This window comes from Streptomyces dysideae, from assembly GCF_001514305.1.
GTDB classification, from domain to species: Bacteria; Actinomycetota; Actinomycetes; order Streptomycetales; family Streptomycetaceae; genus Streptomyces; species Streptomyces dysideae.
Map to the genome: position 1 here is coordinate 1 of NZ_KQ949153.1, position 8,615 is coordinate 8,615.

The following is an 8,615-nucleotide window of genomic DNA, read 5'->3' on the forward strand; positions in this document are numbered from 1 at the left end:
GAGCAGGGTACCGGTATGGCCCGGTTGCTGATGTTGTTTCGGGCTTTCCCTCGCGTACGGTTCGTGTTCTGCGATGTGCTCTCGCCATGGGTGACCTACAGGTCGTCGATGTTCCGGCAGGTCCGGTGTGGTCCCACGCCTGCCGTCTGGAGGACCTCGCGCTGCCGTACGCGCTGCCCGAGCGGGCCACCGAGTGCCTGGATCTGGGGGCGGGATGGCCGCGTACGTGGACGGTGACGTGGAAGACCGGCAAGTCCGAGGTCATCGTCCCGGTGAAGGACCTGTCGGCGGGGCCGGCAATGGCGTCGGTGCCGGTGCGGCGGTTCTCCTGGCGGACCGGTCAGCGCCACCGGCCTGGGCTGGAGTGCCTGGTGAGGACCGGCAGACAGCACGGCTTCGAGAGTCTGGCCGAACGCTGGCTGCTGCTGGTCATGGACTTCGTCGGCGGGTTCGACGAGATGCTGTCCCAGCCGTTCCGTCTGCGGTTTTCCTCCTCGCAGGGCAAGGGCTCGCACATTCCGGACTTCCTCGGGCTCGCGGCGGGAGCCTCGTGGCTGGTGGACGTGCGTCCCGGGGGCCTGATCGGCGAGGAGGACGAGGTGCGGTTCGCGGCGGCCGCGCAGGTGGCGGCCGCCGCGGGCTGGCGCTACATGGTGGTGACCGGCTGGCGTCGGCAGGTGCTGGCGGGGATCGACGCGTTGTCGGTGCGGCGCCGTCCGATGGCCGATCCGCTCGAGCTTGAGCGGCAGCTGCTGGCCGCGGTTGGGCGGCCGTCCGTGGCAGTTCGCCGAGCTGGTGGATCAGACGCACGTTCCGGCGGTGGCCCGCACGCACGCGGTCCATCTGCTCTGGCACCGTCGGATGGCCGTCGACCTGGCTCTGCCGTTCGGGGATGCGACCTGGGTCTATCCGGTGAGAGGCCGTGATGGATGACAAGCAGCAGCCTGCGCGGTTCGAGGACCTGAAGGATGATGACCAGAAGCGGCTGCGGCTGAGGGTGGCCCACTTCCTGGAGGCCGAGAGCGGCTTCCGCAGCGGCAGCCGACACTGGGCCCAGAAGGGTGAGCCCCGGCCCGAGTACGACCCGGAGCGGACGACGCTGACCGAGCGGCGGCTCGCCAAGGTGGCCGAGCTGAAGGCTCTGCATCCGGACGATGCCCGCCAGCTGGGTCTGGGGCAGATCAGCGAGCGCACGCTGCAACGGTGGTCCGCCGCCTGGCCCGAGCAGGGGATCATGGGGCTGGCGGACGGCCGTCTCACCCCGGTGCTGCGGGGGCACCGCAAGATCACGCTGCAGGTGGCGGAGGCGATTCACGCAGTCCACGCGGAGTGTCTGCACCGTTCCCGGGTCGGCATGAAGACCAAGGAACGGATGATCCACCAGTTCGTGCGGGAGAAGTTCGGCACGGAGTCGGAGAAGAAGATCCCGCACTATACGACGCTGTTGAAGGTCTGGAAGGAGTGGTTCGGGCCCGAGAGCGGACGTCAGCGCTACCTGCGCTCGGCCGCGGCGGTGGACACCGGCGGCTCTACCGTGACGATCACCCGTCCCGGCCAGGTGGTGGTGCTGGACACCACGCCGTTCCCGGTGAAGCTGCGCGACGACGTGTTCGGCGAGCCGATCACCGTCGATCTCACCCTCGGACTGGACGCGTTCACGCACTCGCTGGCCGCGTTCCGGCTCACTCCGGAATCGGACTCCTCCATCGAGGTGGCCATGCTGCTGCGGGACGTGATGCTGCCGCTGCCGATGCGCTCGGACTGGACGCCGGACATGGAATGGCACTACCCCGGTGTCCCGGACGCGCTGGTCACCGAGTTCGCCGGCCATCCGGTCGCCGGACGGCCGTTCTTCGCGCCCGAGACGGTGACCAGCGATCACGGCAGCGTCTACAAGAACCACCACCTGGTGCAGGTCGCCCGCACGCTGGGGACGGTGGTGCTGCCGGCGAGGGCGATGCGCCCGCAGGACAAGGCGGCCTGCGAACGCGCGTTTTTGGGAATCCAGTCGCTGCTGCTGGAGATGCTGCTGGGCTACCGCGGTCAGGATGTCGCAGACCGGGGGGCCGACCCGGAGGGCGACGCGGTCTGGACGGTGGACGAGATGGAGCACCTGCTGGCCACCTGGATCGTGAGAATCTGGCAAAACCGCAGGGGCTGGACCAGTACGCGCCCGCCTGGGACCCCGGCGGCCGGCACAGCCCGAACACGCTGTTCGCCACGGCAGCGGCCCGCGACGGGATCGCTCTGCAGATCCCGGACGCGAGCCTCTACCACCACCTTCTGCCTGCGCACTTCGTGAAGATCCATGGCCGTCGCGGGGTCAAGATCGGCGGACTTTGGTATGGCGGCGACGACCCCGTCCTGGGCGAGCTCAGCCTGTTCCCCTCCCCTCGCAGCGGCCGACACCGGGACAAATGGGTCGTGCACCGCGACCCCCGCGACTGTCGGCAGGCGTTCATCGAGCTCTCTGGCCAGTGGCACACCCTGCCCTGGAACGGACTGCCCGCCGGCGAGGACGTTCTTGCGTTCTCCGACGCGCGAGTCCAGCAGGTCCTGCGCGAGGCCGCCCGGGCCGGGCTGACGCCCCGCGACGACATCGAACTCCTGCCCCTCCTCCTCGACTTGATCGGAGCCCGCTCCCCGGTCGGCTCCTGGCCGAGCCAGATGACCAAGGCGGAGCGGACCGAGCGGGCCCGCGAAGTCGCCCGCGCACGGGCCGCCGAACGCGACCGGACGGCCCCCGCCGGCCTGACGTCGCTGCCCGTCGCACCACGGCCGGCCGAGCTTGTTCGCCAGAACCAGCAGGCCGTCGACGCGGAACGGCGCCGCCGGCGCGAAGCTGTGGTCGACGTCCCGCTCGTCGCACCGCCCCGCCTCGGCGACAGCCTGCGCGAGCACTCGCTGTTCACACTGCCCGACGCCGACGACGACGGTCCCATTTCTCAACCGGTACAGGAAGGACCGCAGTGACAGGCGAGAAGGAGACGCTGCCGTTCGTCCTGACCGGCCCGGCCCCGGCCCGTGACACCGCGGCCGGCTGGCAGCACTGGTGCCGCACCCGCAAGCTGTTCGTCCCGGCGCCGGTGATGGACCGCGCGGCCTTCGCACTGCTGAGCCGACGCAAGAAGATGCTGCACAACCTGCACCGCACGGCTACCCACGCGAACCTGCAACTGCTGGACACCCCGATGAGCCGGGCGGTCGAGAAACTCCTCAGTGGCCGCATCGAGACCAACGCACTGAAGATCAAGCCCACTACCCGGGCCGGGGTGATGGTCTCCGGCGGCGGCTACCAGGGCAAGACCGAATGCGTCTGCGAGATCGCCGCCGCCTTCCAGGAACGCTGGCTGGCCCTCAACGACTACCTCAACCCCGACGCCCGCCCGGGCAGCCGCGACCTGCACATCCCGGTCGCCTACGTCCAGACGCCGGTGACCGCGAAACCGAAGAGCACCTGCAAGGCGATCCTGAACTTCTTCGACGCGCCGCTCGGCCCCCGCATGGACCTACCCGAACTGATGCGTCAGGTCGCCGTGTCCCTGCAAGACCACGGCACCAAGGTCCTGATCCTGGACGACATTACGAGGCTTCGCATGCACCGGGCCGACGACCAGGACACCCTCGATCTGATCCGAGCTTTCATGAGCATGAACGTCACCTTGGTCCTGGTCGGCGTCGACATCCCCGGCTCCGGGCTGCTGCGGGAAGGACGCCACGACCCGGCCACCGGCCAGTGGCGGCTCCCGCCCTCCCGGCACGCCAAGGCCCACGGTCTGGAGGCCACGCAGACCGAACGCCGTTTCGATCTGATCGAGCTGGACCGCTTCCACTACGACACCGCACCGCAGATCACCGCCTGGGTCCAGCACCTGCACGGCGTCCAGAGCGGCCTGCGGCTGTTGGACGCCGGCCCCGGCATGCTCACCGGGGGCACGATGCCCGAGTACCTTTACCACCGCACCAACGGTGTCGTCGGCCTCCTGGAGCGGCTGATCGAAGACGGCTGCCGCGAGGCCATCGACTCTGGCCGCGAACGCCTGGACGAAGAACTCCTCGAGGGCATCGCCATCGACCTGCGCGACAGCGACCGGCGCGACGCCGGCGCCGGTGAAGTTCCTGACGTCCCCGACAAGCCCGCCCCGCGCAAGCCCCGACGCGGCCGCAACACCGTCTTCGACGACCGTGGCCCTCTCGGCACGGCTCAGGAAGGCGCCCGGTGATCACACCGCTCCCCCGAAGCCTGGATCCGCTGCCCGGCGAACTGCTGGCCGGCTACGTGATGCGGCTCGCCCACCGCCTGGACGTCGCCCCGGACATCGTCCTGCGACGCACCGGCCTGGCCGATTATCAGCCCAACACCCAGGCCGTCACCCGCACGGCCCTCTCCCTCGAACTGCCCGCCCCGCGGATGAACGACTTCCAGACCGCCACCCGGCTCACCGCAGCCGAAGCCACGGCCCTGACCCTGCTGCCGCTCGCACCCCGCTACCCGCCCATCGCCCACAGCCTTGACGTCGTTCGCGCCAGCAAGCGCATCCCCGCACTGGACTGGCTCTTCCCCGCAGCAGCCCGCTACTGCCCCGACTGCCTCGCCGGCGACGGGACCCCGCTGCAGACGGGCCACGGCGGCCCCTGGAAGACCGACTGGAGACTGCCCGTCGTCATCGCATGCCCGCACCACCAGCGCTTCCTCGAACACCTCTGTCCCGAATGCCAGCGACCGCTCACCGACCGCCCCGGACAGCTGATTGGCCGCCCGACCATCGCCGGACTCCACCCGGCCCAGTGCCGAGCACCCCTCGCCCACGGGTCCCGCCGCACACAACGAACGGCCCACCTTTGCGGCGCCCGTCTGGACCAGCAGCAGCCCGGACCAGCAGACCCCTTGCCCAGGGAACTCACCGCACTGCAGAAGAAGATCACCACCATGCTCGGCCCGAACGCCCCTGCCGCGACGGCCAGCGAGTACTTCACCGACCTCCAGATGGTCAGCGGACTCGTCATGATCACCTGGCCGAGGGCTCGCCCCACCGCCCCGGGCGTCGACACCCGCCGCACAGATCAGGTGCTGGTTTCGCCCGGCAGGACCCTTCGCACTCCATCCATGTCAGCGCGCCGCCCCAGGATGCCCAGGCCTGCGCGAGCATTCTCCTCGCGGCCGACGCCATCCTGTCGGCCGCCGATCTGCAGACCGCACTGGCTCCACTCGCGCCAGTCGAGAACCGCACCCGCAGCGGCATCGCCCCGAAGCGTCACCGCAGCTGGGACACCGGCTTCCGCCGCTACCAGGACGACTGTTCCCAGCGATTCCGAGACGCCGCTGAATACCTGGTCTCCACCCACCGCGGAAGCGGCAGGGGCGGAAGCCGGCTGCCACACCGCGGCCTCGACTACGGCCCTCAGCACGTTCCGGCATTCCTCCCCCTGGAGTGGGCAGAACGCCACCTTGGCGCCTTCACCGTCGCCTTCAGCATGCCGGTCCTGCGGCGCACAACCTCCGCCTTCCTCGTCCGGCGAGTTCTCGGCAAGAGCACCGCCGATGCCGCCGAGTTCCTCGGACTCAGCATCGCCGGAAAGGGCTTGGGCACCCCCATCACGCGGTGGGCCCGCCGGCAGGGAACCCCGGAGGCATACGAACGAGCCCTGGACGCGATCGCCGCAGCCCTCGCCTCTTCACCACTGATCGACTACCGGCACCGCCGCACCCTTCTCGCTGACTGGGCACTGCCACCAGACGCATGGCATCAGATCGCCGACGAGCTGAAGCGCCGGCCCAGCCCCCGCTACCTCTCCGACGACCGCGCACGCCTCGCCGCCACGGCCTACATCTGGACCCAGGTCACGCACGGCGAAACACAATTCGCCCCACAACCGGCCGAAGCCCGAAACGACCCCGAGCTCGACGCGGCATGGAGCCAGGACCGGTTCACCATCGGTCACTGGATCCGGCAGAACAAGGTGCCCTTCTACCAGCAGATGAAGCCGCTTCTCGACGCCTACGCCGCCCAGCTCACCCGAGCCGTCGACGCCGCTGTGACTGAGCACTAGATCTGTTCAATGAGCACTGGACTTGTCGTGCTGCGCATTCGAGTTGGCGGACAGGGTAGCCCTCGTTGAGGCTGACCTGGGCGGTTTCGTCGATCAATGAGGGCGGTGCGCCGAAAGGGTTTGTCATGAGGTCGGATGTCGACGATGATCACCTCATGACGACCAGAAAGGTCCATGCCCTCTAGGCGCCCCGCTCCGCTCTCTACCGCTCGCGCGCCGCCGACCGCCGCTCACCACAGCGACCGACGGCCGTGACCGCCCACCAAGGAGAGCCCGCCCGTGCAGAAGACTGCCCTCATCCCCTACGCCCACCTCCCCCGAGCGCACCACAACCGCCACGTCCTGACCAGTACCGTCGACGTCTTCGGCGCCGCCCACTGGCTGCTTGCCGAACGCGCTCCGCAGCCCGGCGGCGATGTCCTGCCCTTCGACGCGCTGGTCGTCTCCGTCCATCCGGGCGGCAACGTCGAACTCACCGAGCTGAGCGCCGTGCGAGCCCGCTGGCCGCACCTGGACCGCCTGCCGGACGGTGGGTTCGTCGTCGCCGCGTCGCGCGCCCGCCGGTACGAGGACGCGAACCAGGTCCAGGTCTTCGACGTGCTCGGGCGCGAGACCTCGTCCTTCTCCGTCGGGGACGCCATCGAGCACCTGCTCGTTGACGAGGCCGGCCATATCTGGGTCGGTCACTTCGACGAGAACCCGGCCGGAATCCGCCGCTGGAGCGCCACGGGCCGGCTCGCCTGGACGTCGGACGGCGCCCGCATCCCCGGTCTCTTCGACTGCTACGCCTTGAACGTGTCGAGCACCGCCGCCTGGGCGTGCCCCTACACGGACTTCCCGCTCGTCGAGATACGCCCCGACCGCACCGACCAGCCCGTGAGGGTGTGGTCGAACCGCGTACGGGGCGCCAAAGCGGTGGCCGTCCACGGCGAGCGAGTCACCTTCTACGGCGGCTACGGCGAGGAGCGGGACCGACTCGCCCACGGAGAGCTCACCGAAACATCTGTCGAGCCAACGGACGTCGGCCTGCTCACCCTGCCCAATGGCCCTGCTCCCCGCCGCCGGCGGGTCGTCAGCCGAGGAAGCAGGATCTACGTCCAGGCCGAGCCATTCACCGCGTGGGGCCTGTTCGACCTCAGCAGCTGATACCCAGCACTGGAAAGACCAATTCGCCCGGTCGCCGACTGGCTTTGTACACGAGAACGGGAGTCGTTTGTCGATGAGCTCGGGAGGCCCTCTGTTGGCGGCCAGGTCGATGTTCACGAGTTTGGGAGGCACCCGCCGCTGCTACCACCGGCTCGTTGCGGAGGGCATGATCCCGCACACCGCGGCGACCTATCGGCGTCTGTCCTCCCGTCTCGCCCAGGCCCGCTGGGAGAAGCGGTTCCCCGACCTCGTTGACCCCTTGCGCGAGGTCCACGTCCCTCCGGCCTGGCCGGACGCCGGCGCCTTGAGTGCAGGAAATCCCGGCGAGAATGATCTTGCTAGGGTTCACCCAAGACCTGGGGCGTTCAACAACCTCACATGTGAACATCGGCCCAGCGGCCGTGACGCGCTCAAGCTCTTCAACGAGAACATCACCGCATGGGAGGTGGTCAGGCGATGACGCCTGAGGAGCAGGATCTGGTCATGGGCCTGGCGTTCGTACCAGGTGTGGGCCGGACGCGCACGCTCGACGAGGTGCTCGCCCACTTCGGCGAGTCCGACGGTGGGGCCCTGGCACTCCGGCTGCTCCGGGACGCCGTGGAGCGCCGGGACGCCGACGACGTCGAGATGGCGTTGATCGTCCATGGCGCCGCCGACGCCTCGGTCGAGGAGTTCATGGAGCCGTTGATCGAGCTGTTCCCTGCCGAATGGCACAGGGAGCACGAGGACATCGTGTCCACGCTGGGCAAGCTCCGCTCGCCCAAGACGGTGCCGACGCTGGTCTTGGCGACTCACTGGGTTCCCGAGCACCTAGACTGGGATGAGAACCGGGCGCTCGCGGTGAAGGCGATCTGGGCGCTCGGCGCCATTCCCGTCGCGGAGGCCCGGGAAGCCCTCGAGGGCTTGCGCGACGCCGAGAACGAGATCATCCGTGAGAACGCGGTGAAGCAGCTCGCACGCCGCGGCGACCTCTGACCGCGGAGTCGTAGCCGTTCATCCGGAACGCCCGGCCGAGTTTCCCCGGCCGGGCGTTCCGACCAAGATCAACCTCACCAGGATCCCCCCACCGGGCCGCGAGTGACTCCCGAACTCATCGACATTGATCAAGGGACCGGCCCACGCGGTGACTCCCGAAGCCGTCAACAAACGACTCCCGTTCTCGTGTACAAAGCCAGCCGACCATCCGACGCCAGTCCCGCAAGGAGCTCGCCGCGGCTCGTGCCAGCGAGGATCAGACGGTCTTCGACCGGTTGATCGAAATCTTCGACGAGCAGGTGCACGGCGCTCTTCTGCTGCGCTGATCACCTCGCCCGGGTGGTATCACGAGCAGACGGGCCAGCTTGCGCTCGGCGTCACCGTCGGAGGCATGTACCGCGCTCGGTCACAGCCGCCCGCTCAACTCGCCAACTCGTACGCCC

7 protein-coding genes and 1 pseudogene are annotated in these 8,615 nt (G+C 69.1%); all 8 read left to right on the top strand.

Translation table 11 applies throughout. The features are described 5' to 3' along the window. Positions 1 to 86 precede the first annotated feature (86 nt). The 8 genes and pseudogenes from AQJ91_RS55055 to AQJ91_RS47755 all read left to right on the top strand — a co-directional run bounded on the left by AQJ91_RS55055 (position 87) and on the right by AQJ91_RS47755 (position 8,172). Entirely contained in the window at positions 87 to 926 is an 840-nt protein-coding gene (locus AQJ91_RS55055) for a hypothetical protein (protein WP_199848227.1), read from the top strand. Beyond that, positions 926 to 2,302: a DDE-type integrase/transposase/recombinase gene (locus AQJ91_RS47725; protein WP_067036501.1), complete on the top strand. Its 1,377-nt coding sequence runs from the start codon at positions 926 to 928 to the stop codon at positions 2,300 to 2,302. Before AQJ91_RS55055 ends, AQJ91_RS47725 begins: the two co-directional genes overlap by 1 nt. Positions 2,303 to 2,424: 122 nt before the next feature. Next, positions 2,425 to 2,973 carry a hypothetical protein gene (locus tag AQJ91_RS57180; RefSeq protein ID WP_234383475.1) on the top strand — a complete coding sequence of 183 codons (549 nt, stop codon included), beginning with the start codon at positions 2,425 to 2,427 and terminating at the stop codon, positions 2,971 to 2,973. Beyond that, positions 2,970 to 4,223 (top strand): TniB family NTP-binding protein, encoded by a 1,254-nt coding sequence (locus tag AQJ91_RS47735; protein ID WP_067036507.1) that lies wholly within the window; start codon positions 2,970 to 2,972, stop codon positions 4,221 to 4,223. The genes AQJ91_RS57180 and AQJ91_RS47735 overlap by 4 nt, the downstream gene beginning before the upstream one ends. Continuing rightward, positions 4,220 to 4,684: pseudogene (locus tag AQJ91_RS58680) on the top strand (TniQ family protein); the annotation flags it as partial. The gene AQJ91_RS47735 and the pseudogene AQJ91_RS58680, both read left to right, overlap by 4 nt. A gap of 791 nt (positions 4,685 to 5,475) precedes the next feature. Next, positions 5,476 to 6,051, top strand: coding sequence for a hypothetical protein (locus tag AQJ91_RS47745; protein ID WP_067036513.1), 576 nt, complete (start codon positions 5,476 to 5,478; stop codon positions 6,049 to 6,051). A 279-nt stretch (positions 6,052 to 6,330) separates the two neighbouring features. Continuing rightward, on the top strand, positions 6,331 to 7,197 hold the full coding sequence (locus AQJ91_RS47750; protein ID WP_067036516.1) for a hypothetical protein: 867 nt from the start codon (positions 6,331 to 6,333) through the stop codon (positions 7,195 to 7,197). Between the two features lie 456 nt (positions 7,198 to 7,653). Next, positions 7,654 to 8,172, top strand: a complete 519-nt coding sequence (locus AQJ91_RS47755) for a HEAT repeat domain-containing protein (protein WP_067036519.1) — start codon at positions 7,654 to 7,656, stop codon at positions 8,170 to 8,172. Positions 8,173 to 8,615: the final 443 nt, after the last annotated feature.

Coding starts and splice junctions, on each gene's coding strand:
- AQJ91_RS55055 (WP_199848227.1), top strand. CDS start 87: ATGGGTGACCTACAGGTCGTCGATGTTCCGGCAGGTCCGGTGTGGTCC.
- AQJ91_RS47725 (WP_067036501.1), top strand. CDS start 926: ATGGATGACAAGCAGCAGCCTGCGCGGTTCGAGGACCTGAAGGATGAT.
- AQJ91_RS47745 (WP_067036513.1), top strand. CDS start 5,476: ATGCCGGTCCTGCGGCGCACAACCTCCGCCTTCCTCGTCCGGCGAGTT.
- AQJ91_RS47755 (WP_067036519.1), top strand. CDS start 7,654: ATGACGCCTGAGGAGCAGGATCTGGTCATGGGCCTGGCGTTCGTACCA.